Annotated in this window: 23 protein-coding genes; 11 read left to right on the top strand and 12 right to left on the bottom strand. The window is 52.1% G+C overall.

All coding sequences use genetic code 11. From position 1 onward, the window contains the following. The first annotated feature begins 284 nt into the window (after positions 1 to 284). On the top strand, positions 285 to 1,523 hold the full coding sequence (locus ACR02O_RS06130) for an HD-GYP domain-containing protein (RefSeq protein ID WP_171697534.1): 1,239 nt from the start codon (positions 285 to 287) through the stop codon (positions 1,521 to 1,523). 137 nt (positions 1,524 to 1,660) lie between these two features. Here the strand turns inward: ACR02O_RS06130 and ACR02O_RS06135 are convergent, their stop codons facing one another. The 3 genes from ACR02O_RS06135 to ACR02O_RS06145 all read right to left on the bottom strand — a co-directional run bounded on the left by ACR02O_RS06135 (position 1,661) and on the right by ACR02O_RS06145 (position 4,473). Beyond that, positions 1,661 to 2,350 carry a hypothetical protein gene (locus tag ACR02O_RS06135; protein WP_494523005.1) on the bottom strand — a complete coding sequence of 230 codons (690 nt, stop codon included), beginning with the start codon at positions 2,348 to 2,350 and terminating at the stop codon, positions 1,661 to 1,663. A gap of 366 nt (positions 2,351 to 2,716) precedes the next feature. Continuing rightward, on the bottom strand, positions 2,717 to 3,280 hold the full coding sequence (locus ACR02O_RS06140; protein ID WP_458139094.1) for a VPLPA-CTERM sorting domain-containing protein: 564 nt from the start codon (positions 3,278 to 3,280) through the stop codon (positions 2,717 to 2,719). Positions 3,281 to 3,303: 23 nt separating this feature from the next. After that, positions 3,304 to 4,473: a LamG-like jellyroll fold domain-containing protein gene (locus tag ACR02O_RS06145; RefSeq protein WP_458139095.1), complete on the bottom strand. Its 1,170-nt coding sequence runs from the start codon at positions 4,471 to 4,473 to the stop codon at positions 3,304 to 3,306. Between the two features lie 344 nt (positions 4,474 to 4,817). On the opposite strand from ACR02O_RS06145, the gene dnaB reads away from it, so the two are divergent. Then, on the top strand, positions 4,818 to 6,212 hold the full coding sequence (gene dnaB / locus ACR02O_RS06150) for a replicative DNA helicase (protein WP_033159133.1): 1,395 nt from the start codon (positions 4,818 to 4,820) through the stop codon (positions 6,210 to 6,212). Further along, positions 6,209 to 7,312 carry an alanine racemase gene (alr, locus tag ACR02O_RS06155; RefSeq protein WP_494523006.1) on the top strand — a complete coding sequence of 368 codons (1,104 nt, stop codon included), beginning with the start codon at positions 6,209 to 6,211 and terminating at the stop codon, positions 7,310 to 7,312. The genes dnaB and alr overlap by 4 nt, the downstream gene beginning before the upstream one ends. Before the next feature lie 273 nt (positions 7,313 to 7,585). On the opposite strand, the gene ACR02O_RS06160 is transcribed toward alr, so the two are convergent. After that, the gene (locus ACR02O_RS06160) at positions 7,586 to 8,380 is read right to left on the bottom strand and encodes a DUF2797 domain-containing protein (protein WP_494523007.1); all 795 of its coding nucleotides are present in this window, start codon (positions 8,378 to 8,380) and stop codon (positions 7,586 to 7,588) included. Between the two features lie 93 nt (positions 8,381 to 8,473). Here ACR02O_RS06160 and ppa point away from each other — a divergent pair, with 93 nt between their 5' ends. After that, the gene (gene ppa, locus ACR02O_RS06165) at positions 8,474 to 9,019 is read left to right on the top strand and encodes an inorganic diphosphatase (protein WP_033159137.1); all 546 of its coding nucleotides are present in this window, start codon (positions 8,474 to 8,476) and stop codon (positions 9,017 to 9,019) included. Positions 9,020 to 9,034: 15 nt separating this feature from the next. Here the strand turns inward: ppa and ACR02O_RS06170 are convergent, their stop codons facing one another. From ACR02O_RS06170 to ACR02O_RS06180, 3 genes are all read right to left on the bottom strand, one after another. Beyond that, a complete protein-coding gene (locus ACR02O_RS06170) occupies positions 9,035 to 9,802 on the bottom strand; it encodes a diguanylate cyclase domain-containing protein (protein WP_494523008.1) in 768 nt (255 codons plus the stop codon). A 345-nt stretch (positions 9,803 to 10,147) separates the two neighbouring features. Further along, complete coding sequence (locus ACR02O_RS06175) at positions 10,148 to 11,005, bottom strand: transglycosylase SLT domain-containing protein (RefSeq protein ID WP_494523009.1); 858 nt, start codon at positions 11,003 to 11,005, stop codon at positions 10,148 to 10,150. A 461-nt stretch (positions 11,006 to 11,466) separates the two neighbouring features. Continuing rightward, on the bottom strand, positions 11,467 to 12,354 hold the full coding sequence (locus tag ACR02O_RS06180) for an NF038132 family protein (protein WP_129871442.1): 888 nt from the start codon (positions 12,352 to 12,354) through the stop codon (positions 11,467 to 11,469). A 285-nt stretch (positions 12,355 to 12,639) separates the two neighbouring features. Here ACR02O_RS06180 and coaBC point away from each other — a divergent pair, with 285 nt between their 5' ends. The 4 genes from coaBC to argB are packed head-to-tail and all read left to right on the top strand — an operon-like array spanning position 12,640 to position 17,737. Further along, positions 12,640 to 13,851: a bifunctional phosphopantothenoylcysteine decarboxylase/phosphopantothenate--cysteine ligase CoaBC gene (gene coaBC / locus ACR02O_RS06185; RefSeq protein ID WP_494523010.1), complete on the top strand. Its 1,212-nt coding sequence runs from the start codon at positions 12,640 to 12,642 to the stop codon at positions 13,849 to 13,851. After that, on the top strand, positions 13,823 to 14,278 hold the full coding sequence (gene dut / locus ACR02O_RS06190; RefSeq protein WP_033159140.1) for a dUTP diphosphatase: 456 nt from the start codon (positions 13,823 to 13,825) through the stop codon (positions 14,276 to 14,278). The genes coaBC and dut overlap by 29 nt, the downstream gene beginning before the upstream one ends. Positions 14,279 to 14,293: 15 nt before the next feature. After that, positions 14,294 to 16,831, top strand: coding sequence for a phosphomannomutase/phosphoglucomutase (locus ACR02O_RS06195; protein ID WP_494523011.1), 2,538 nt, complete (start codon positions 14,294 to 14,296; stop codon positions 16,829 to 16,831). Between the two features lie 12 nt (positions 16,832 to 16,843). Further along, positions 16,844 to 17,737: an acetylglutamate kinase gene (argB, locus tag ACR02O_RS06200; RefSeq protein WP_033159176.1), complete on the top strand. Its 894-nt coding sequence runs from the start codon at positions 16,844 to 16,846 to the stop codon at positions 17,735 to 17,737. On the opposite strand, the gene ACR02O_RS06205 is transcribed toward argB, so the two are convergent. From ACR02O_RS06205 to murJ, 4 genes are all read right to left on the bottom strand, one after another. Continuing rightward, positions 17,720 to 18,724, bottom strand: coding sequence for a DUF4124 domain-containing protein (locus ACR02O_RS06205; RefSeq protein WP_494523012.1), 1,005 nt, complete (start codon positions 18,722 to 18,724; stop codon positions 17,720 to 17,722). The two genes, argB and ACR02O_RS06205, sit on opposite strands and share 18 nt — an antisense overlap. 19 nt (positions 18,725 to 18,743) lie before the next feature. Continuing rightward, positions 18,744 to 19,319 (bottom strand): YggT family protein, encoded by a 576-nt coding sequence (locus ACR02O_RS06210; RefSeq protein ID WP_445367928.1) that lies wholly within the window; start codon positions 19,317 to 19,319, stop codon positions 18,744 to 18,746. Beyond that, positions 19,319 to 20,146, bottom strand: coding sequence for a pyrroline-5-carboxylate reductase (gene proC, locus ACR02O_RS06215; RefSeq protein ID WP_458139104.1), 828 nt, complete (start codon positions 20,144 to 20,146; stop codon positions 19,319 to 19,321). Before proC ends, ACR02O_RS06210 begins: the two co-directional genes overlap by 1 nt. An 85-nt stretch (positions 20,147 to 20,231) precedes the next feature. Next, positions 20,232 to 21,779: a murein biosynthesis integral membrane protein MurJ gene (gene murJ / locus ACR02O_RS06220; protein ID WP_458139105.1), complete on the bottom strand. Its 1,548-nt coding sequence runs from the start codon at positions 21,777 to 21,779 to the stop codon at positions 20,232 to 20,234. 102 nt (positions 21,780 to 21,881) lie between these two features. Here murJ and rpsT point away from each other — a divergent pair, with 102 nt between their 5' ends. From rpsT to ACR02O_RS06235, 3 genes are all read left to right on the top strand, one after another. Next, positions 21,882 to 22,145, top strand: a complete 264-nt coding sequence (rpsT, locus tag ACR02O_RS06225) for a 30S ribosomal protein S20 (RefSeq protein WP_020483383.1) — start codon at positions 21,882 to 21,884, stop codon at positions 22,143 to 22,145. 229 nt (positions 22,146 to 22,374) lie between these two features. Next, on the top strand, positions 22,375 to 23,391 hold the full coding sequence (locus ACR02O_RS06230; protein WP_458139106.1) for a Gfo/Idh/MocA family protein: 1,017 nt from the start codon (positions 22,375 to 22,377) through the stop codon (positions 23,389 to 23,391). 114 nt (positions 23,392 to 23,505) lie between these two features. Continuing rightward, entirely contained in the window at positions 23,506 to 23,901 is a 396-nt protein-coding gene (locus tag ACR02O_RS06235) for an ankyrin repeat domain-containing protein (protein ID WP_415879123.1), read from the top strand. A gap of 108 nt (positions 23,902 to 24,009) precedes the next feature. Here ACR02O_RS06235 and ACR02O_RS06240 read toward each other — a convergent pair whose 3' ends face one another. Beyond that, complete coding sequence (locus tag ACR02O_RS06240) at positions 24,010 to 24,906, bottom strand: choice-of-anchor A family protein (protein WP_494523013.1); 897 nt, start codon at positions 24,904 to 24,906, stop codon at positions 24,010 to 24,012. Positions 24,907 to 25,132: the final 226 nt, after the last annotated feature.

Genomic DNA, 25,132 nt, shown 5'->3' on the forward strand with positions numbered 1-25,132 from the left:
GTCACTCTAACTAAGCATTAGTGATGCCAACTTAATTTAGATTAATCCAATCAATTATTTAAATGTGATTTGGTAGCGCTTTTTCAGCTGAGCTGCTGACAGCCGGGGCAGATGTTACGACAGATTTGGCAGGATGGCATGGTGCTGTCATGCGCGGCATTTAATAATGAGCGCAGTTGCTGCTTGTGGTCTTGGTGAGTGAGTGGGAATGTTTCCGATACTTTGCCGATCCTTTCAAAGTGCGATAGCATCGTACTAACACCTTCAATCTGGAGTTCAGCCTCATGGATAGCCAACATATCGATTTGCACCGCTCCATTATCTCCCTAAGTTGTGCGTTGGATTTAGTTGGTATCGACGAAGTGAAGCACGGTAAGCGGGTCGCGATGATGGCTTGGCACATTGCCGGTAAGCTCGATTGGTCGGCTGTCGATAGATTGAGCATTCTATACGCCGGTATGCTGCACGATTGCGGGGTGGCAAAGGTTCGCGAGCATAGGCATTTGACCGAATCGCTGGAGTGGGACGGTGCGGAGGCGCATTGTTTACGCGGTGCGGAATACTTGCAAGCTTGCCCGCCGCTGGCCTATCTGGCGGAGGAGATCCGCTATCATCACACGCGCTGGGAGCAATTGGTTGAATTGCCGCTGGTGCCCCGGATAAAGCTGCGTGCCAATCTGTTGTTTCTGGCTGATCGGATTGACGTGTTGCAAGCCCCGTATTTGGCCAGCGAGCAAATTTTGGTAGCCGCGCCCAAAATAGTGGAGCGCTTACTGAGTTATTCTGGATCGCTGTTTGCGCCCGAGCTGTTGGCTGCATTTGCGGAACTGGCGAAAAGTCAGGCGTTTTGGCTGGCGATGGACCCGGATTATCTGGATGAGGATTTACGCGAATTGGGGCGTGATTTGCCGACGGTAGACTTGACTTATCCCTCGCTTCGGGAAATGGCGCGGCTGTTTTCGCGAGTGGTGGATGCGAAAAGCCCGTACACCGAGCAGCATTCTGAACGGGTTGCGCAGATATCCAGACAATTGGCATTGGATTTGGGCGTGACCGGCTGCGATCTGGAGCAGGTGGAAATTGCCGGTTTATTGCACGACATAGGCAAATTGCGGGTTTCCGAGGACATCATAGACAAGCCAGGCAGCTTAACTGCCGAAGAGCGGGCCTGCATGCAGCGTCACAGTTACGATACTTACCGAATTTTGCAACGGGTGTTTACCGACTCCAAAATTCCGCAATGGGCTGGTTTGCACCATGAAAATCTGCGTGGCGAAGGATATCCGTTCAAGACCATCGGCAAGTCTTTGGAGTTGGAGTGCAGGGTTATCAGTGTGGCCGATATTTTTCAGGCCTTGGCCCAGTCCCGTCCATATCGCGAGGGCATGTTACTGGCTGACATTATCCAGCACCTCAGGCAGCGCGTGGCGGAAGGGGTTTTGGATGGCGAGGTGGTTGCCAAGTTGATCGAGAATGCGGACTTTTATTACGAATTGGCGCAAGGCAATTACTCGATGGATTAAACCGGCGGCCAAAGGGCTATGCTTGTCCGCGACATCCAGGCCTGGGCCTTTTAAAATATTCGCTCGAAGCCGAAAACACAAAAGCCGGAGGCATCTTTACGCCTCCGGCTTTTAGCGACAGCGAGCTAAATTGCGGATTACGCTTGACGTTGTTTTCTGGTATTAAAACCTATCAAACCGAGTAAGCCGGAACCCATCAGCCATGCTGCTGCCGGCACCGGGACCGCGGTAATGGGACCACTTCCGCCATTGTTGTCGAGGCAATATTCAACATAGAGCTCGGCAGCTTTGAAAAAATAATCTTTGCTACCATAATCCTTCACGCCCAATACGGCCGTCAGTGAAGCGAAGCCGGTTTTGGAAAGAAAGTCGCTAACATCCAAGCTGATATATTGTTTGTAGCCATCGACTTCGGTCCAGCTTGTGGAAACGTTGGAGCCGTTAATCGATGTAATACGGGCGTATTCGTATTGGTCTTTTAACAGGCCATTTAAGATGATGGAGTCGTCGGCCGATGTTGAGTCGTCACGCAACCATATTTTCAGCAGAGCGCTGTTGATAAAGGTGGTGTCCAGCTGATAGTTGAAGTTAAGGGTGTAGCTATCGTTGCTGCTAATGTTGTCGGCTTTCGAAATTAGCGTACCGTTGCTGCCGCCTGATAACGTCAGGCTCAGTTTTTCCAAATCGCAAGATGCCTGGTTGCCGCAGCTACCGTGTTCTGACTGATTGTCGTGTTCATGTTCGTGTTCAAACCCATTCGACGCAAAGGCGGAGGAAGTGAATAGGGCCGAAGATAATAGGATGGAAGCAGTAAACAGCGTTTTCATAGCAAGTACCCGGAAGTAATGAATGGAAATTTATCGGAGGTGATTGGACGCAGAACAGGATGTGTGCGGCAAATCATCTGGTGATCAGTCTATCCGGGTTTGTAACGTCGTTTAATTGTCCGTTCGTGCCATGACAATTTTGTCATGGCGGACGGTTGGGGCGGAGTGCTTGGATAGCGGGATCGCTCAGGTGCGGTATGGGTTACCTTCCATCCGAGTCGACTGTTGAGCAGTAAGAACAACTAACAGAGCTGAATGCGGCATCACAAACCGCGAATTGCCCGCTCATTTGCTTGCAGAGGTGGCAGAGAATATTTTGAGAAAACACCGCCTCAATTTTGCAGGCGGTGTTTATTTTGAGTTCTCTCAGATGCGGCGTTGTCCGATAAATCCCAATCCGGCCAGTGCCGCGCCAAACAGCCATGCGGCTGCAGGTAACGGCACGGTCGTGATCTTGATCGAGGCATTTGCCGTCAATACATTACCGTTTGACAGCGTGTCGGTGTCAGGATCGAACGAGGGATTAAACGGGCTGCGGGTGAATAAATCGTAAGTCAGTACAATTTGGCCGAAGACGGTGCCTTGCGCGGCGTTGTCGGCAATTCTAAAACTACCGACGCCGGTTTGGCTGGCGGCATCGAACGTTTGCCCCCATACGGTGCTGGCGCCAAAGCCCGGGCCTACAACGAAGAAATTGTCGGGTGCGCTGATAAAGTCCGTGAATACGCCTGGGGAGGTAGAGGACTGAAATTCCGCTCCTGTCACCACGAGGTAGTTTTGCGTGTTGGTGAGCAGGAAGCCCCAGCCCACGGTATCGCCCGCATCGCCTTCGATTAAGCCGTTTGTCGGCTCTAATTGTAGCGAGGTTGCTGCTTGGGTGCTGGGAAGAATAAGCAGCAAACTGGCTAACAGGATAAGTTGTTTGATCATCAGAATATCTCCTTAATTAAGGTCTAGCGGAATTGGTTGGTCAAGGTTTTCGATCCGGTTACTTCGCCGTTATTGCTGCTAAACGGGATGACAGCTTTAAATCTGGCGCTATTCGGGCAGCCGCTAAAATTGATTGTGGTGGTGCCGCTCACTTTAGCTCCTGCCTGGATGTTGCCGACGCCTAATGGAAAAGATAAGGGGCTTGTAATAACCGGGGTACAAGCGGCTCCGGAGGTTTGCGTAAGGGTTAAGTCATCGATCTGGGTATTTTCGGCGATACATCCGCTCTTGTTTGATAGGGTGATAGTCCAACGGCGTTCAATTTGAGTACCCGATTTAGCGGTGATAGATGCAAACAACTCAGGAAGTTCACCTACTCCACAACCCACAGGGTTTTCTATAAACCGGTCAGAAAAATCAGTTTTAACATCGTCCCAGACAATTAAATTGTCAATTGCAACACTAGCGCCTGAGATATTGTAAAAGTAGGCGAGAGCAAGGCGTGAGCCATCAGGTATGGCACCCCATGGTGAGGCATCATGGTAGCGCTGTGTTGTAACAAGGTTTCCATCAAGATAAAGATAAAGCTTACGTCCACCAAATTGCGCAATACCTGTTTCATTCCATACCATCGCATAATGGTGCCAGGCTGAACGGTCACCAAGAATGCTATCTAATGTTCCGGATTGGGTTGCAGTATCCACTAGCCCACTACAAAAGCTATTAGTTGCGACCCCTACTGTCCCGTAAAAGCCGAAGCCACCACAGCCGTTATTAGACCCAAACCCCATTCTCCAATGAAATACCGGCAAACTAGGTGGAGGCACGTAAAAAATCATAGTCACTGCATCAAAAAAGTTACTTGGGAAATTACTGAGTTTTGCCCAGAATTCTATTGTTCCCTTACTTTTTGACACAACGGATGTGGCTGGAAAAGTTAAGGCAAACACGTTTGAGTTCCCAACGTCATTCACAAAAGACTGACCAAAATTAGCAAAAGGGCCTGGCGCGAAATGCCCAGCTGTTTTTTGGCCTCCAGGCCCCACTTCGCTATTCGCAATCTCAGCATCACTGCCCAATTTGTTCCATAACACCACATTACCGTTTTCAGCTTGGGCTGTAGGGTTGAACAAACCGAGTAAAGCCAGCAGGCATGCGACGGCAGATAGAGTTTTGCGTTTAATTCCGTTCATAGAATCCTCCTTTAGGGAGTCAAGAAATACAATTTGCCGCAACCCGTTTATGGTGTCGGTTAGCCGGGTAGGGCAGGCGAATAGTTAGAATTATTGTAAGAAAAGAGGATGGAGCGAAGCGCCATGGCCGGCAACAAGCCGATAAAAGCCAGGATAGGCGCCAAAATTTATGGTACGAAATATAAGGTAATTAGGCAATCGATAACTAGTGAGTTAATTCTGTGGCTTGATGACATTTAGGGTTGATTTGTTTGATTTACCGCCATTCGGCAAAGCGCTCGGCGCTGCCGCTATGGGCATAGCCGGGTATAATCCGCGGCTATTGTTGACAACCCTTCTCCGCCATGTCCGAAGACTACTATTTCACTCCCGATCAAGCCGTCGAATCCCTAAAAGTGCCGCCGCATTCCATTCAGGCCGAGCAGTCGGTGCTGGGCGGTTTAATGCTGGATAACCAAACCTGGGATTCGGTGGCAGACAAGGTGGTCGAGACCGACTTTTATCGCCGCGACCATCGATTGATTTTCCGTGCCATCGCCCAGTTGGCCGAAAAGCAGGACCCGTTCGACGTGGTGACTTTGTCCGAGGTGCTGGAAACGACCGGCGAATTGCAGGATGTGGGCGGTTTGGCTTATTTAAGTACGCTGGCGCGCGATACGCCCAGCGCCGCGAATATTGTCGCCTACGCCAACATCGTCCGGGATCGTTCGGTTTTGCGGCAATTGATTCATGTCGGTACCGAGATTTCCGATTCGGCATTTACCACTGAGGGCCGGGAAACTGCCGATTTGCTCGAAAATGCCGAACGCAAGGTCTTCGAAATCGCCGAGCAGCGCCAACGTGGGCAGGGCGGGTTTAGCTCGATCAAATCCTTGCTGGCCAAGGCCGTGGATAAAATCGAAACTCTCTACGAACTCGATGGCGACATCACCGGCGCCAGCACCGGCTTCACCGATCTGGACGAAAAAACCTCCGGTTTGCAGCCCGCCGATTTGATTATCGTGGCTGGCCGGCCATCGATGGGTAAAACCACGATTGCGATGAATATGGCTGAAAACGTGGCGCTGAAAAGCGGCATGCCGGTTGCGGTGTTCAGTATGGAGATGCCGGGCGAATCCTTGGCGATGCGGATGATGTCGTCGCTGGGCCGCATTGACCAGCATAAAGTCCGTACCGGCAAATTGGACGACGACGATTGGCCGCGTTTGACTTCGGCGATCAATCTGCTCGCGGAAACCAAGATGTTCATCGACGACACGCCGGCCTTGACGCCGACTGAAGTCCGCTCGCGCGCCCGGCGTTTGACCCGCGAACACGGCCAATTGGGTTTGATCGTGCTGGACTATTTGCAGCTGATGCAATCACCGGCCAGCGGCGATAACCGAGTGCAGCAGATTTCCGATATTTCCAGAGGCTTGAAAGCCTTGGCTAAAGAGCTGAATGTGCCGGTTATCGCGTTGTCGCAGTTGAACCGGAACCTAGAGCAACGCCCTAACAAGCGGCCGGTAATGTCCGATCTGCGTGAGTCCGGGGCGATCGAACAGGACGCCGATTTGATCATCTTCGTTTACCGCGACGAGGTGTATCACGAGGACAGCCCGGATAAAGGCATCGCCGAAGTGATTATCGGTAAGCAACGGAACGGACCTTTGGGGACGGTGCGTCTGACTTTCCTGGGCCAATACACCCGCTTCGAAAACTTTGCCGGCGTTTATAACGGCCCCGAGGATTACGAATGACGCCTGCGGCTTTTGTGCGTCTGGATTTGGAAGCCGTGCGCCACAACTTGGCGCAAGTGAAGCGTTACGCGCCGGACAAAAAAATCATGGCGGTGATCAAGGCCAACGGCTACGGGCACGGCATGACGCGGGTAGCCACCGCTTTGGACTTGGCGGATGGCTTTGCCGTCGCACGGGTGGACGAGGGCGTCAGGCTGCGGCAAGCCGGGTTTAAACAAGCCATCACCGTATTGCAGGGCTTTGTCTGCGTCGATGAGTTGTTGCAATTATTGAAGTATCAATTGGCGGCGGTGATCCACACTCCCCAGCAAATCGCCATTTTGCAACAGCAAACCGACGCCGAAGGCAAACTTTGCGTTTGGCTGAAAATGGACACCGGCATGAATCGCTTGGGCTTTAAAGGCGCCGATTTCAATGCCGCTTACCAGCAATTATTGGACTGCGCGCGGGTCGAGCAACCGATCAATTTGATCACCCATTTTGCCAACGCCGACGACTTGCTGGACGATAAAACCCGTCGGCAAATCGATTTGTTCAACGACGCGGTCAAAGACTATCCCGGCGTGTGCAGCATCGCCAATTCGGCAGGGATTATCGGCTGGCCGAATGTCCGCTTCGGCACCGCTCAGGACCGCAGTAGCGATTGGGTTAGGCCGGGATTGATGCTCTATGGTTGTTCGCCGTTTGCCGGTAAAACTGGCGCGGATTTTGGTTTGAAGCCGGTGATGAGTTTGCATTCACGGCTGATCGCGGTCAAGGATGTGGCCGCCGGCGAAACGGTCGGTTACAGCGGTACTTGGCAATGCAAAACCGCGACTCGGCTGGGCGTAATTTCCATCGGCTACGGCGACGGCTACCACCGCCACACCCAAAGCGGCGCGCCGGTGTTGGTAAACGGCCAACGGGTGCCCTTAATCGGCCGGGTATCCATGGACATGATCACCGTCGATCTTAACGAACAACCGGCTGCGCAGCCTGGCGATCCCGTCACCTTGTGGGGCGACGGCTTGCCGGTCGAAGAAATCGCCCGTTACGCGGAAACCATTCCGTATACTTTGTTGTGCGGAATTACGCAGCGGGTGCAGGTGATCGAGCAGTGACTGGAGTAGGTGGTAAGGTCCATTTGCTAAGCGAAAAGCTTGGACTGTTTGGCCGATTGCCGAATTTTGCCTGCTCTTATGCTCGGGGGCGTAGGATGGGTAGAGGCGGTAGCCGAAACCCATCAGGTTAATCAATCCAAATCCGAATCATGCTGTCCAAGTATGAAATCAATCTTAATCTGCTTTGATGGGTTTCGCGTTGCTCTACCCATCCTACGCATTATCGTGGCATCAGAAGAATGTGCGAGATTGACAGCAGCCGGACTATTCCGATCAAACCACCACCTCCACTTCGTACCCCGAATATTTGCGGATATTGATTACGCCGTTGTCGAAGATCAAATACTGGCCTTTGATGCCGTCTAAAATGCCGGACACCAATGGCTCTTTATCGAAATTAAACGATTTCACCTTGCTGGGGTATTGCAACACCGGATAATCCAGCGTTAGCGGTTCGGCATCGCTGAGTAGCTGCGGCGGGTTGTCGGGAAATTGCGCGGCTATGGTTTGTAATTGCTCGGCACATTCGGTGAGTAAGCCGTCGCGGACAGTCGGCAAATCCAAGGGGGCGGTGTTGTTTTTCAACATCTGCTGCCAGCTGGTTTTGTCGCTGACGTGTTGCGCCAAGGTGACTTCGATCAAACCCGACAGATGGCGGGAAGCGACCTTAAAAATGGGTAAGGCTTGCACCGCGCCTTGGTCGATCCAGCGGGTTGGGGTTTGCGATTGGCGGGTGATGCCCACTTTGATGCCGGAAGAGTTGGCTAGATAGACAATATGCGGTTGAAAGCAAAACTCCTCGCCCCAGCTCGGTTCGCGGCAGGTGCCGGCGGCGTAGTGGCAGGTTTCCGGCTTCATGATGCACATGTCGCATTGCGCCAGTTTGATGAAACACGGGTAGCAATAGCCTTGATTAAAGCTTTTGTTGGTTTTTTTCGCGCAATGCACGCAAAAGATTTGGCCGGTGTAACGTAGCGTGAGTTTTTTGCCCAGCAGTGGGTTCAATTCGATTTGCTGTGCACCGACCGGCAAAGAGTATTGCACCGGCTCCGCCAATGCGCTGGTCATTTTTTGCAGACTGCCTAACACTTGATTTAATCCCGATAGCCCAATAACGGCGGCTATAATGACAGCGTTTCCAGCGTACTCAAAGAGGATTCGATGTCATTCATGCAAGTTGCTGCGGGTGGCAATATTCCGTTTGAAATAAATGTGGTGGTCGAGATTCCCGCATTCAGCGATCCGGTCAAATACGAGGTGGATAAACATACCGGCGCTCTGACGGTGGACCGCTTCATGGGCACCGCCATGCAATATCCCTGCAATTACGGCTACATCCCGCAAACTTTGTCCGAGGACGGCGATCCGGTGGATGTGATGATCATCACGCCGGCACCGTTGCTGAGTGGCTGCGTGATCAATTGCCGGCCGGTAGGTGTGTTGAAAATGATAGACGAAGCCGGCCCCGATCCCAAGCTGTTGGCGGTACCTGTGCCGCGCTTGACGCCGTTTTACAATCACGTCAACGATTACAAGGATTTGCAACCGGACAAGTTGGCCAAGATCACCCATTTTTTCCAACACTACAAAGATCTGGAAGAAGGCAAATGGGTCTGTGTGGAAGGTTGGGGTGGCCTTGAAGATGCGCGGCAGGAAATTCTGGATAGTGTCGGCCGCTATAAAACGTCGCATAGCAGCCGTCGCTAATCCGTTGTACTTTGGTTAACTGTTCGTTTGGGATAATTTCAGTTTTTTCGCACGGTACATCGCGCTATCGGCTCGGTTTAGTAGGTCAAGACTGCTTTGTCCGTCGTGGTGATAGATGGCCGCGCCTATGCTGGCACTGATAGCAACCGGCTTGCCCGCAATGCTGCAAGTTTCTGCCAGCTGGGACTGAATTTTTTCTATCACCGCCGCTACGCTGTGATCAGCATCGACTTCACCCAACAACACCAAAAATTCGTCGCCGCCGTAACGGCAAGCGGTGTCGCCGTAGCGCAGACAAGCCGACAAGCGTTCCGCCACTTCTTTCAGTAATTGGTCGCCGGCCGCGTGGCCGAGTTCGTCGTTGATGTTTTTGAATTCGTCCAGATCGATAAACAATAGTGCGACTGGCCGTTGCTGACGATCCGCTTGGGCCATGGCCTGTTGCAGTCTATCCAGTAATAAAACTCGATTCGGTAAACCGGTTAATTCGTCGTGGTGTGCGCAATGCAGCGCTTGCCTGTAATTCTCGTTACTTTCCAGTAGTTGCTGTTCCAAGGTTTTGCGAGTGGCGTTCAGCGACTCGATTTGTCGGCGGGCGTCGGCCAGCTGTTGCTGACTAATCGCCAGGGCGCGTTCCAATGCCGCAAGCTCGGCTCGGGATTGATTCAATTGACAGCATTCGCTGTCGGTTTCGCATGCCGGTGTTTGGCTAAGCCAGCGCTGGGCGACGATGGGTGAAACAACAGTGTATTTATGTTGCTGGACTTTGATTCGGTTATCCATCACAGCGCCTCCATTAAGTCAGTGGCTGAATCGATGGCAGTCAACACTGCGCTAGAGAAGATCGAATTATCAACGTTCATGACAATAACCCATTTGAATTGAGTGGCCGGAAATCTCGTTAACCGAGGTTTGTTGGCTCAACTGGATCAATTCTTGTGCCAGACGTGCGGTCTTTAAAGCTGTTGTTGGGTAACTGCCTGTTGTTGAAGGAGTTTGGCAGGAATGAAAAAATGGAAGAGGGGCTGGATAATGCGGGATATGGATGCTAAGTGCAGACGGTATTTCGTCAATATTACGAAATACCGTATTCCCAAGTTTGGATAGCTGGAGAGGGGTGACGGAAACTTAGGTTTTTTGCTCGATAACCAAGTTTTTTTGCAATTCTTGCGGCGGTACCGGATGGGTTGGCTTCTGATAGGCTGCCAGAATTTGCTTAACGTAATTGCGAGTTTCCTGATAGGGCGGGATGCCCTGATAGCGCTCTACTGCGCCTTCACCGGCGTTATAAGCGGCCAGCACTAAATCGACTTTGCCTTCGAAATGTCTTAACAGCCAGTGCAGATATGCGGTGCCGCCCTTGATATTTTGAATGGGATTCCAGCTGTCTTTTACCCCAAAACGCTCGGCGGTTTCCGGAATGAGTTGCATCAGGCCTTGGGCATTTTTACCGGACAGCGCGCTGGGGTTGAAAGCCGATTCGGCCTGAATCACCGCCATGATCAGTTGCGGATCGATGCTGTATATCGGTGCAATCTCTTTAACCCAGGCTTCGACCAATTCGCGGTTAGGATTGGGATCAGCGACCAGCTTCACTTCGGGTTCCGGAGTCGGTGGTTGGCAGGCTGGGTCGTCACTGGGTGTTACATCGCCGAAACGGGTCAGCATTTGCTTGGCGTGACTATCGCCGTGTTCCGCCGCTTGTTTAAACCAGTGACTGGCCAGCGGAATGCTACGAGCCACGCCGCGGCCGTTGAAATACATAAAGCCGATGCTGTAAGCCGATTCGGTATCGCCTTGCAGCGCGGCCTTGCAGTACATATCAAAAGCTTGATGGTAATCTTGTTTGACAGTGCGGCCGTGTTCGAAATCGGCAGCGGTCTTGCGGATTTGTTCCAGATTAACCGGCGCTACGTCCTGAGCATTAGCGATTTGGGTGGTGAGGCTCAAGCACAGGGCAATTAGCGATTGGCGTTTCAAGTTCATAAAATTCTCGTTCTGTATTGCTGAGACTAGGCTCTTCTAAACCCGGCCGGAAAAGGATTGAAGCGTCAATCCTCCAAGCTTCCAGCTACCGTATACATTGCAAGTGCTTGATCGCCCATATGGCCGAGTTTCCGTGCAATTGCGCTTGATTGCATCCCGCAGGATGTTGGCAAACCTTGAAATAGTTCCGGGGCCGCTGAGGGTGTTAGCTTTACCGGAACTGCTTCAAGGTTGTCCGCACTATACCGCCTGTTTTGCTGAGGCTATATTGCCCATATGGGCAGGTAAGTCTGGCGCGAATATATCACAGGGTTAATTTTACGGCGATTTAAACTGTTGTTTTTGATGTGGTTGTGGCGGATCTGCCGGCGCGGAGCCTGGTTTGGCTCGCGGTTTTCATTAGTACAGAACAGACAAAATCATCCCCTGATTTATTATCAAGATGACTTGCCGCAGAGTTTTCAGGATTGGCCGGCAAATTTGCTCCTACGAGAAATTGCGCTGACTAAGCCCATGCCCAAAGACATCAGCAGGAAGCCGCCAGGTAGAGGCACCGTCGCGGGTGGCGGCACTATTGTGACACCGCTGAAATTCACTTGCTGTAGCCCGCCAAAATCAAAAGCAAGTGCGGTATCAAACGCTTCGTCGCCCCAGTTGATCACCCCAAACTCGAGAAAATACGATCCGGTTGCGGTGAATGAGTAAGCGGACTTAATCCAGCCGGTCGGGCCACAGGTGTTGGCGTTATCCCAGCAAATGCCGCTTGAACCACCCAACGGTATCCAGCTTGTGCCAGCCGCAGCAAAGCCAATGGTGTTACCGTCATTCAATACCGCATCGAGCTCATCCGGTAAGTTGTTATCTACCTGACGATCCAACACGTTACCGGGCACGACATTACCGGTGGCGGAATTGGTGCTGCGGGCTGTAAACAACCAAGCGGCAGTGTTGTGGGTATCCGCATTGACCAAGCGCGCCCAGGCGTAGTCGTCATAACCACGGCCATCGGTTGAAATGTAATTGAATTGCAAAGTCAGCGTGTCATTCGCATTAGCACTGAAAGCATTCGATTGAATTTTCGAGCCATTGGTTTGGTTCTCGGTGCCGCGCCCTTCATCCCTCAGAACCAAAGACGAAACACCATAGACGCCACCGGATGTCGACAGGTAACCGAACTGAGCGTTTCCAGTCGGTGAGTTATTGACCGTATTGTCCCCGTAAATCAGTCCTGCTGCGCCGCTTGTCGTCCAGATGTTACTGCTTAAGGAAATATTGGCAGCTTGCGCGGTAGGTAGCACAAGCGCTCCGCTTAAACTGAGGGCGATGAGGGGAGTGCGCGTAATTTTCATGGTTTTACCTTTTTAATCTGTCTATGGATAAGGCTCAGGGTTTTTATGAATAAGCCGCACCAATCTCATTAGATCGTGCTGTTTGCCTGGTTAATCGACGAAACTTATTTCGCGGTGTATTCCGTGTGGCGGCAAAAAGGTTCAATACAGTAGGCCGGTTTTCAGCAAGGCAACTGTAAAATCTAAGGTTTAAGGTGTGGCGGTGCGGACTGAGTGCAAAATGAGCTGTTCCTATACATCAAAGGTCGAGTTTGCCATAATTCCAAGAACTGATCTTCTGGGGGTATGGACATTAACAAGCGAATTTTGTTGGGGGTTTGCGGCGGTATCGCGGCGTATAAAGCGGCAGAACTGGTGCGCTTGTTGCGGAAGCAAGGCCATGAAGTTCGCGTAGTGATGACCGCAGCCGCCCGCCAGTTTGTTACGCCGCTGACCTTTCAGGCCTTGAGCGGCCATGCCGTGCATAGCGATTTGCTGGATGTCGAGCAGGAACAGGCCATGAGCCATATCCATTTGGCACGCTGGGCAGACCTATTGCTGATTGCGCCGGCGACCGCCGATACCTTGGCGAAAATGGCGCATGGTTTGGCGGATGATTTGCTATCTACCTTGTATCTTGCGGCCGAGTGCCCAGTATGGGTCGCGCCGGCGATGAACCAGGCAATGTGGCGTAAACCGGTAACCCAAGAGAATGTTGCCAGGCTGCAAAGCCATGGTGTGCAATGCATCGGCCCGGCGGCTGGAGAGCAGGCTTGCGGCGAGCAAGGCTTGGGACGCATGGTCGAGCCGGCCGAGATTTGTCGGCAACTGCTGGCGCCTGAGCAGCCCGGTTTTCTGTCGGGCATTAATATAGTCATCAGTGCCGGACCGACGCGAGAGCCGCTTGATCCGGTGCGGTACATCACTAACCGCAGTTCGGGCAAAATGGGGTATGCCTTGGCCGTCGCCGCCCTCTCAGCCGGTGCCAACGTGACACTGGTCAGTGGCCCGGTCAGCTTAGCCGTGCCGGCCGGCGCCAAACTTATTCCAGTGGAAACCGCCTTGCAAATGTATGATGCAGTGATGATGCATAGCCGGATTGCAGATATTTACATCGGTGCGGCGGCGGTAGCGGATTACCGGCCGCAACAGCTGGCTGATAGCAAGATAAAAAAGGCTGGCGACAACAGCAAGATAGCCTTGATAAAAAATCCGGACATCATTGCCGCGGTGGCTGCACTGCAACCAAAACCCTTGGTTGTGGGATTTGCCGCGGAAACCGACGATCTGGAAAATTACGCCAAACACAAGCTGCAAAGCAAACACCTGGACCTGATCGCCGCGAATTGGGTTGGGCAGGCTGAAGGCGGTTTCGAGAGTGATCGCAACGCCTTGCAAGTATTTTGGCCGGGTGGTCAACAAATCCTGCCGATGACCGATAAACATACCTTAGCCGCACAGCTGCTTAAACTGATAGCCGAGAAATTGCATGAAAAAAATCCAGTTAAAAATTCTTGATCCGCGTCTGGGCCGGGAGATTGCTTTGCCCGCCTACGCTACCCACGGCTCTGCGGGGCTGGATTTGCGCGCCTGTCTGGATCAGGCCTTGACCTTGCAGCCGGGCGAAACGGCCCTGATACCTACCGGCCTAGCCATTCATATCGACGATCCGCATTTGGCGGCGGTGTTGCTGCCGCGCTCGGGACTGGGGCATAAGCACGGCATCGTGCTGGGTAATTTGGTGGGTTTGATCGACTCTGATTACCAGGGGCAGGTGTTTATCTCCTGCTGGAATCGCGGCAATAGCGCATTTACCGTCGAAATAGGTGAACGCATCGCGCAAATGGTGTTTGTGCCGGTGGCACAGGCCGAGTTTGAGTGCGTCGCTGATTTCGACGAAAGCCATCGCGGCAGCGGCGGTTTTGGACACAGCGGCCGGCACTAAGCGGAGTCGCGACGGATGGGACGCATATTTAGCATAGTAGCGGGCATCGCGGCGCTGATGGTGTTATTGGCCGGTGGCGGCGCCTATTGGTTTTCGGCGGCCCAGGTTAGCGAAACCCAGCAAACCAGTACCACTGCAATCGCCAGCGGCATGACAGTCAGCATTGTCAGCCAGATTGAGACCTTGCAGCGGGTCATCGACGGTCTGGCGCAGGCGCCGGATGTGGTGGCGGCACTTGCCAGCGATAGCCATAATCCAGCGACCTTGGATAATGTCGCTGCCAGGCTACAGAATACGATTCCACAAGCGCTGCGTGTGCGCTTGTTGCCGGCGACGGTCAGCGAGCCGGATCTTAGCCAAGTGCCGAATATGGGCTTTGCCGATTTGGAAATGGTGCGCGCCACGCTGACCGCCAAGCAAAAGCCCTTCGTGCAAGGCGAGGGCGAGCATCGGCATTTGGCAATGACGGCTGCGGTCAGTCAAAACCAGCAGGTAATCGGCGTGATTTTGGTTAGTTTAAAGCCGGATTTATTGCAACAGCTGATTAGCAAGACTGCTGTCGGCAACGGTTATGTGGAGATCAAGCAAGAGCAGGCGGTATTGGCTAGTGTCGGCATGCAGGAATTGAAGGCGGAGGAGCCGCAAGTGATGCCGCTGACTAACAGCCGGTGGTCGTTGGAGCTTTCCATAGGTGGCGGCACCAGTACCGACGACATCATTTTATTTTCCTGCATTATCTTGATCCCCGCTTTGTTGGGTTGTTTGGCGTTTTTTATCGGTTATCGTAAATTGGCCGATTATCTGCACCACGATCAAAGCAGTATTTTAAAAGCTGCCAAGGACATGATGACCGGTAAGCAGGTTGGTCACTATCCGGTGCAACTCGATGAAATGAGGCCGATTATTTCGACTTTGGCGCAGTTTAAACGCATCCTAGAGCAAGAAAAAAGCCCGAGTAAACCAACTGAAGAATCGGGCGAATATGATTTCTTCGACGAGTCATTCGACATTGATTTTATCGAAGAGTCGCCTAAAACCGCCGAGCACTATGCCAGTGTGCCGGTCAGCTTGGGTACGGCGCCTATCAGCGTGGCCGAGCAGGCGCCGCTTAGTGTGGCTACTCCCGCCGAGAAATCGGCACCCGTGGCGATGCCAAACGTTGCGCCGACGGCAGGCGAGTCTTTTGCCGATATTTTCCGCACTTATGATATTCGTGGCATCGTCGGACGCGGCTTGACGCCGGAAACGGTGCACAAGATCGGCCGGGCTTTGGGTAGCGAGGCCAGGCAGCTAAATATCAAGACCATTGTGATGGGCAGGGACGGCCGGCTATCCAGTCCCGGCTTGGCGGATGCGCTGGCAAAAGGCATTACCGAAGCCGGTTGCGATGTATTAAACATTGGCTTGGTGCCGACCCCGTTGCTGTATTTTGTCACCCAGCACAGCGAAGGCCGTAGTGGTTTGATGATCACCGGTAGCCACAACCCGGCTGACTATAACGGTCTTAAACTGGTTTTGAACGGCGAGACTTTATCCGGCGACAAGATTCAACAATTAAAAAAACGCATTGAGGCCGGTGATTTTAGCGAAGGCACGCCGGGTTCCATCGAGCTGAATAGTCTATTCAGCAACGAATATATCGGCATGATTTCCGACGATGTGCATTTGGTTAGACCGATGAAAGTGGCTGTCGATTGCGGCAACGGTGCGGCCGGACAACTGGCGCCGATTCTGTTGCGTACGATGGGTTGCGAAGTGATCGAGTTGTATTGCGAGATTGACGGCAATTTTCCCAATCATCATCCCGATCCCAGTAAGCCGGAAAATCTGGGCGATCTGATTAAGGCCGTACAGCATTACGAAGCTGATATAGGCATCGCCTTTGATGGCGACGGCGACCGAATCGGCGTGGTCGATTCCGGCGGCAAAATTATTTGGCCGGATCGGCAAATGATGCTGTATGCCCGCGATGTCTTGGCCAATAAACCGGGAGCGGAAATCATTTACGACGTGAAATGCTCCCGGCATTTGCACGATCAAATCGTCAAACGCGGCGGTCGGCCGTTGATGTGGAAAAGTGGCCATTCGCTGATGAAAGCCAAACTCAAGGAAACCACGGCGGCGCTGGCCGGTGAGATGAGTGGACATATTTTCTTTAACGACCGTTGGTTTGGTTTCGACGACGCCTTATATGCGGCTGCGCGGCTGATTGAAATTCTGTCTGCTGATATGCGTAGCAGTAGCGACGTATTTGCCGAACTGCCGGATAGCATCAATACACCGGAGCTGCATGTGCCGATGGCAGAAGGCGAAGGCATCCGCTTCGTGGAACAGCTATTCAGCCAGGCCAAGTTTAAAGACGGCAAGATCATCAATATAGACGGCATGCGTGTCGAATTTGCTGACGGCTGGGGTCTAGTCAGAGCCTCCAACACCACGCCGGTTCTAACCGTGCGTTTTGAAGCGGATAGCCAGGATGCGATGCAACGTATTCAAGCTCAATTCAGGCAGCTGATGCTGCAAATCAAACCCGATATCAAACTACCTTTTTAATTGTTAGTGATTATGAAAGAAAAAACCGCGCACCAGATTGCCCACGTTCTTATCGAAGCCTTGCCGTATATTCAAAAATTCAAGGGCAAAACCGTTGTGATTAAATTCGGCGGCAATGCGATGGTCGATGATGCGTTGAAACACAGCTTCGCCCGCGACATCGTGTTGATGAAGCTGGTAGGTATTAATCCTATCGTCGTGCACGGCGGCGGTCCGCAAATCGGCGACTTGTTAAAGCGCCTGGGTAAAACTTCCGAGTTTATCGACGGTATGCGTGTGACCGACAGCGAAACCATGGATGTGGTGGAAATGGTGCTGGGTGGTCTGGTGAATAAAGAGATCGTGAATATGATCAATATGCAGGGTGGTAAGGCGGTAGGTCTGACCGGTAAGGACGGCAATTTCATCCACGCCCGCAAAATCAATATGACCAAGGCCGGCGCGACGCTGGACGACGCACCGGAGATCATTGATCTGGGTCACGTCGGCGAAGTCAGCAGTATCGATCCGGCGGTGGTGGAAATGTTGGGTAACAGTGATTTTATTCCGGTTATCGCGCCGATTGGCGTGGGTAAGGACGGACATTCCTACAATATCAATGCGGATTTGGTGGCCGGTAAGGTTGCCGAAGTGTTAAAAGCTGAAAAGCTGATGCTGTTGACCAACATCCCCGGCATTATGGACAGACAGGGCAATTTGCTGACCGGCCTGACCTTGACCGATATTGATAATCTGATTGCCGATGGCACGATTTCCGGGGGGATGATTCCGAAAACCCGCTGCGGCACTGATGCGTTGAAGGGCGGTGTGACCAGTGTGCATATCATCGACGGGCGGGTCGAGCACGCGGTGTTATTGGAGTTGTTCACCGACCAGGGCGTCGGTACCTTATTGTTGCGCCGCTAAGCTGGATTGAATGAATGGTGCAAAGGCTTGGCGAATACTTTGCGCCTTTGCTCCTGAACATAATTCGTTGCCCAGGCTGGATTGGCGGCAGCGAATATCCAGAAATATCTGCAAAGTGTTGTTACGCTCCAGTAGCGATACCGACAAGCTTAAATCGTCGTCTTTCTGCGGGGCTGCGCGCATGATCAGTTTCTCGCTTTCCACGTCTTGGCCGGTGGTGGAGTGAGTCGCGACAAACTCGCCGGCGACTTTCCAGGCCTTTTCGCATTGCCCGGCGTCCTGGCAAACAAACAGGCCTAACTCGTTGCTAGCGTTACTGGCCGCTAAACTATCGCCGTTAAGCGGTTTTCCGTCGTTGTTGTTGGCTTGGGTGAGGAATTGAAAGCGGGCTATGTCGGCTTTGAATTCTTTTTCGCTGTTTTGTCTGTCTTGTTGGTGACGCAAAAGCTCTTGTTTGCCCGCTTCTATCTGTTGTTTGCTGGCGGCAATATCCGCCAGTAATTTCGGCGGTATCTTGCTGCCGCCACGCTCAAGATTGGCGGCTTGTTGCTGTTGTTGCTGCAATTGCTGCTGAGTGCGTTCGATATTGCCTTCAATCACTTTTTGCCCGGCATCGAAGGACGCCATTTTATTGCTCAAGGCTTTATTCATATCATCAATGTTACGAAAAGTGCTCAGCAGGACTTTGTCGTTGGCGTTTTGCCTGGCAATGATCTTTTCCTGTTCCTTGCGTAGCGCATCCAGCCGCTTTTGCTGGGCTATTTGTTCGGCGGTTTTGGCTTTTTCCAGTACATCGAGCACACGGGCTTTCTCGCTTAATGTTTCCCGTTTGTGCTTTACCTGATCCGGCGGTACTTGGTCTGAGAAATAGACGTTACCGTTTTCATCCACCCAACGATACATTTTTTTGGCATATGCCGGCTGACCCAATGCACATAGCAAGGCTAGAGCGACAAATGAGGTTCGTTTGAAGGGGGCATGTCGCATGGTAATACAGGCTAGAGGCCTAGCCCAGTAGGCTGACCAATTGATGCAAGGGCGGCAAAATCATCATTTTTGCCAGTTGCAACAATACCAGCGCCACCAGCGGCGATAAATCTATCCCGCCCAGGTCAGGTAAAACCTTGCGACACACGTTCAGCAGCGGATCAGTCAAACTGTACAAAATCGATGAGGCGGAGCCGTAGCTGCCGGGGGCGAACCAACTGAGGATGGCGCCGGCAAAAATGGCGTAAACGAAAATATCGATCAGCATTTTCAGCAAGTCGGTAAACGACAATAACGTCAATGCCACAAAACTCACGGACAAGCCTTTAACAGCCAGTATCGAGAAGTTGGCGACTATTTGCAGCAACAAGGCCAGTACCAGAGAAGAGCTATCGATGCGGCCGATAGACGGGATGAAACGGCGCATGATCCTTAGCGGCGGGTGGGTGATTTTCACCAGAAATTGCGACACCGGGTTGTAAAAATCGGCCTGGGTCCATTGCAACAAGAAGCGTAATGCCACCGCTAAAATATACAAAGAAAACAGGGTGTCTATCAGGAACACTATCGGGTCGGTCATGTAATTGCTGCCCATTAGTCGGCTCCTAGTTGTTTTGACATTTCAATGGAACGGTCATTGGCGGCATGCAAGGCTTTGGCAACCAGTTCGACAAAACCGTTTTGTATAAATGTTTCTATGGCTTGCTGAGTGGTGCCGCCCGGCGAGGTAACTCTGGCGCGCAATTGGGCGGGCGATTCGGCCGATTCCAGCGCAATTTTGGCGGCGCCCAGCGCGGTTTGCTGAATCAGCAGTCTAGCCGAGCGTTCGTCCAGGCCCAATTCCAGGGCGGCTTTTTCCATCGCTTCCATCAGCAGGAAGAAATAGGCCGGTCCGCTGCCGGAGACGGCGGTCACCGCGTCAAGTTGGTTTTCGTCGTTGACCCACAGGGCCAAACCGACAGCACGTAAAATATTTTCGGCCAGATCTTTTTGTTCGTCATCAACATTGGCGTTGGCGTGCAATGCGGTTGCACCGGTTTGCACCAGTGCCGGTGTGTTTGGCATGCAGCGCACGATAGCGACCTCGCTACCCAGCCACTTAGACAGGCTTTGTTGGGAAATGCCGGCGGCAATCGATACGACCAGCACATTCTTTTGTTTCAGGCTGGGAGCGATTTGCAAAGCAACATCGCGCAATATTTGCGGTTTAACTGCCAGCACCACGACTTCGACTTCGTTAATGACTGTCTCGTTGTTGGCGGTAGTATTGACATGAAGTTGATCGGTGTGAGCCTGCAACGTGGCGGGCGCGGTATCCGACACCCATATCTGCTGCGGTGAATGGCCGCTGGCAATCAAGCCGCTGATTAGACTGGTTGCCATATTGCCGCCACCAATAAAACCGATTGTTTTTGTTTTCATAGCTTACTGATTAGTCTGTTGAATTGTTACGGAAACCGCTTTTCGCGATGCATTCTACATGACAATGGTGGCGTCGCAGAGAATCTCAAGTCGTTACGGATTTTTGCAAGCCGATATGCCGGGGGCGGATACCTAACAGTACCAGCGCCGAACTATAAATCAACATTGCCAAGCCGATTGTTATCCCCAGGTGCAGGCCTCGTTGTGATGCGCTCCAATTCAGCCAAAGCGTCACGTCGACAAAATAATATAAAAACGCCGACATCACTGCGTTGGCCACCACAACCCGTATTATGAATATTAGCCATTGCTCGCAAGGCTGGTAAATTCGGGTTTTTAACAACGTAAACAAAAGCAGGAGCGCGTTTAGGTATGCAGACAAGGTAGTTGCCAGGGCGATGCCAAGATGAGCGAAGGGAAATGCCAGCAGCACACTCAATATGATATTCGCGACGATGGAATGCATACCAAAACGCATTGGAGTTTGTGTATCCAGGCGGGAAGTGAAGCCTGGAACCAAGATCTTGATCAACATAAAGGCCAGTAAGCCTAGCGCATAAGCCATCAGGCTTTTGCCTGCCATCCGCACATCGTCGCTGCCGAATTCATTATATTGAAACAACGTCGATAACAAAGGCTCAGCCAGCAGTGTCAAACCCAGGGTGGCCGGTAAGCCGATCAGTAACACCAGTTTCAAGCCCCAGTCCAACGCTTTGGAAAAGGCCAGGGCATCTTCAGCGGCATGGTTCTCGGACAATCTCGGCAAAATGACTGTCGCCAGCGCCACACCCAAAATTCCGAGCGGAAACTCCACCAGCCTATCGGAGTAGTACAGCCAAGAAACGCTGCCCGAAGTTAAAAATGAGGCTACCAGAGTGCCGAACAGTAAATTGACTTGCACCACGGAGACCCCAAAAATGGCGGGGAGCATCTGCTTGAGCATGCGTTTCACCGCCGGGTCTTGGTAGCCCCAACGCGGCCTGGGTAGCAAGCCGAGCCTTATCAGTGCAGGGATTTGAAATAACAGTTGCACTACGCCGGCGCCAAATACGCCCCACGCTAAAGCCATAATCGGTTCGGCCATTAACGGCGAAATCCAGATTGCAGCGCCTATCATGCAAATGTTCAGAAATACCGGAGTCAGTGCCGGAATGGCGAATTTGCCACGTGCGTTCAAAATCGCGCCGGAGAATGCAACCAGCGTAACGAAGAACAAATATGGGAAGGTGATGCGCAGCATTTGCACAGCCAGTTCGTACTGGTCGCCTTCCCACAGAAAACCGGGCGCAAAAAGCAGGATCAGCAACGGCGCTGCAATGACGCCCGCCACTGTGAATAACACCAACAATACTGCCAAGGTGCCGGCGGTGCGGTCGATAAACAGTCGCAAACCTTCCTCGCTGTCTTTTTCGTTATAATCGGACAAAGCTGGTACAAAAGCTTGGGCGAACGCGCCTTCCATGAACAAGCGGCGCAGGAAGTTTGGAATCCTGAAGGCCACGAAAAACGCATCGGTTGCCGCGTTAACGCCAAAAATGTTGGCAAATAGCATGTCTCTTACAAAACCCATGATCCGTGAAATCATGGTCATACTGCTAACGATTGCGGTGGATTTAAACAGCTGCTTGCTCACTGCAGGCCTCAGATTGAGTTTGGGAACACTAAAAATTTGACAATCATAGCATCCAAAATGATAATACGCGGTTCCAGATTAACTCAAAAGAACTGATAGACTATGGCTAATTCACCACAAGCTAGAAAAAGAGCGCGTCAGGCTGAGAAAAGCCGTATTCGCAATGCCGGACAGCGCAGCAACTTACGCACTTTCGTTAAAAAAGTGATCGCCGCTGTTAGAGCAGGCGATAAAGAGCAAGCTCAAGCCGCGTTTAAAACCGCTGTTCCTGTAATTGATTCGGCCGTTAACAAAGGCCTGATCCACAAAAATAAAGCCGCTCGCAGCAAAAGCAGACTAAACGACAGACTGCGCGCAATGGCTTGATCTCGACGCAAAGTCGATAGATCAGCAAGGCCTATGCAACAGATGTTGCTTGGGCCTTTTTTATGCGCGGTGGTTTTATCTCGCGCAGATACCAGATGCTCTGGTTCCTAATCTTTCCGATAATCAAAGGTTGTTAGCTTTCAAGCAACTTATTTGGAATAAGTTGCTTGCGGCGCGTGGACATGCTGCTAATCTGATAGCTTTCAGCTCATCAGTCTAAGGTACTGTCATGAATAACCAAGACCAAGCCAAACTGCGTTGGGGCATTCTCGGCGCGGCCCGCATCAACGAACGCTTATTGCCGGCAATAGTCGAAGCATCCAATGCCGAACTGATTGGTATCGCCAGCCGCCGTCCCGGGGCTGCGGCGCAAACGTTGGCTAAATATGCCCCCTGCCATCCTGAGATACAGAGTTACGACAATTTAGATTCTCTGCTCAACGACGATGACGTACAAGCCATTTATTTGCCAATGGCGAATCATGAGCACGCTGAATGGACTTTACGCGCCATCGAGCATCGCAAGCATGTGTTATGCGAAAAACCGATGGCGCTGACGGTTGCCGATATTGATGCGATAGAAACAGCGGCTCGCCGTTACGGGGTGACCGTGATGGAAGGCTTTATGTATCGTTTCCATCCGCAACATGCCCGTGTATTGGAGTTGATCGGCTCCGGACTGATAGGCGAAATTCGATCGGTACGTGCCAGCTATTCGTTCATGATGCGTCCGGCCCGGATGTATCGTTTAGCCGACGATGTTTCGCATGGTGGTGGTGCGATGTGGGATATTGGCTGCTATGCAATTCATTCGCTGCGAATGTTTTTTCAGCAATCCCCTTGCCGGGTAATGGCGTTGTCCAAATACGTGGAAAGCGGCGCCGACATCGCCACTAGCGGCGTGCTGGATTTCGGCGAAGGCAAATTCGCACATTTCGATTTCAGCTTTGAACGGGCTCGGCGCTGCGAATACGAAATCATCGGTACCCAAGGGGGTATCAAATGTCATGTGGTTTGGCAATTGCCCGGTGATGTGCCGGTGATTTCTTGGTGGACCGAGGACGGTCGCCAGTCCGAAGAGCGCTTGCCGGCTTCCAATCACTTCCGTCTGGAGATTGAACATTTCAGCAATTGCGTGTTGAGTGGTCAGGGGCCGCAGTTGTCCCTAGCCGATGCCCGGGATAATTGCAGAACGATAGTGGCCGCATTGCAATCGGCGGCGGAAGGTCGGGTCGTCGAAATTTAATGGCAACAAGGCGAGGACGTCTGAGCGAGTGCTGTCAAACTCTGCAAAAAGTCCATGTCTTTGAGCCTCGTTCGCGTTTAATTCATATGAGTTTGCGGCCTCAGGAGCTTGTCGATGAACGAAATATTATCCAAAATTGTTCGGTGTGATGTCTTACGTATCGTCGTGATGCTGAGTGTTCTTCAGGTGGGTTCTGTATGCGCCGTTGACGTGGTACAAGCCCGGAAAGATTTGCAGCAAATGGGTGTTGAATACACGGAACAGCAATTCGCGGCCTCCGCTGGAGCGGGCGATATGGCGGCGGTGCGATTATTTCTGGATGCGGGAATGGATATCAACGCTGGCGATAGTGCCGCTTTGGGGTTGGCGGCCGGTAGAGGGCGGACGGAAATGGTGGAACTGCTATTGGCGAACGGCGCCAAGCCGACAGCCAATGCGCTACAGTTTGCGAGAACCCGAGGTCATCGGGAAATTGCGAATATGCTGCTTCGAGCCGGGGCGAAGGAATAGCGGCCATGTACGCTCAGATTTGAGCGATTGATGGGCATGCCACGATTTTTCAACAAGAACGGAAAGGCGCGACTCCCTCAGAATAGCTAGAGGGAGTCACGCGGAGACTTAACGCGCGAGTTTTTTTCGGCCGTTGATTCCCAAAATACCTACGGCTGAGCCAAACAACCAAATCGCCGCTGGTACGGGCACTGCGGCAATATTGCTGGCGAACAACTGGTTATGGAATTCGATATTGCCGTTAAACGACTGAGCAACCAATTGGCCGTTCAATTGTCCGTAACCGCCAAATACGTTGGCCCAGGGCGCTAGAATCGAGCCCTGAGGGTTCTTGCTGCCCGCTAACGTTAACGACGTTGCGTCATAGAAATTGTAGATGACGTGTGTGGCGTCTATGCCGTTAAGATTGACTTGGCCGTTTTGAAATATCTGGCCGGTGCCGCTGACATTGATCAACACGGTGGAGTTGCTTGGAGCGCTGATGTTGATCGTATTGCTGGCGGTCAGTTCGGCGCCGTCTATGTCAAACACATTGAGTTCGCTATTGTTGCCGGTCAGATTCAGCGTACCGTAATTGTTACCGACACTGCCGTTGGCGGTCAAAGCGTTCCAGGCGTTGGAGATATTTTGATATTGGGTTTGCGCACCGGAAAAATCCACCAATGTTTGCGCGAAGACGCCGCCATTGGCGGTAAAGCTGCTTAGCAGGGTGCCGCCTGCATAGATGCTGCCGTTCTGACCGTTGCCTACACCGCCGTTGTTGGCGGTAAGCGTGCCGTTGACGACCAAACGGGCTGCGTTGCCACTGATTTGCGAGGCCACCGAATAGTTGGCCAATGTAATATTGCCGCCGGCAGCTAAGTTGCCTTCTGTATCGGAATTTGAGCTGATGAAGTTGCCGAATACGAAAATATTGTAGTCGCTGGCCGGCCCTACCAAGGCTGCATGGGCTGGAGAGATGGCGGCAGCCAATAATAAACTGGTAGTTGCTATAGTGTGTGACAAACGCATTTTCCTTTAACCTTGAATAAGTATGATGGCGGGATGCCTTAAATTGATAATGTGTCGACAATATCCGTTCCCATGCGGAAATGTCTTAAGCAAAACCGACGGTTCAAATAAGAGCGTGGCGATAAATACCTGACCACGCCGTTGATCGACCGGGGAAGTTGGCTTTTACCGATTCGAGACCTATATTAAGTGACGAGCCGTTAATAGTCGCTTATCCCGG

The organism is Methylomonas sp. PHL2-19 (assembly GCF_059331595.1).